The 234-nt window shown below is 59.0% G+C and carries 1 protein-coding gene; it reads right to left on the bottom strand.

Annotation, left to right across the window (positions count from 1 at the left end; all coding sequences use genetic code 11):
- A partial coding sequence (locus tag ACR9ZK_RS23620) for a HoxN/HupN/NixA family nickel/cobalt transporter (protein ID WP_481344341.1) occupies nucleotides 1-234 on the bottom strand: 234 nt, incomplete at both ends.

Raw genomic sequence — 234 nt, 5'->3', positions numbered from 1 at the left:
CATGATGCCCGTGCGCGTGCTCCTTCTTCCAGAGTTGTTCACCACGAAATGTACGCCAGAACATCCATGCCGCCGTGCCCAGGATGATGACCGCAGACACCAGTTGCAACCACGGCTCGACAGCCTCTGCGGTGAGCCGGTTGCTGAGATACATGCCGCCAAACGCGATGATCCAGACAATCGCAGTATGCGAAACCCTGGCCGCCAGCCCCAGTAAAATAGCCTGCCGGACAG

This window comes from Monashia sp. HAY1-5C, assembly GCF_056755255.1.
Note: the sequence above shows the minus strand (reverse complement) of the source record. Positions and strands in the feature narration are given on the sequence as shown.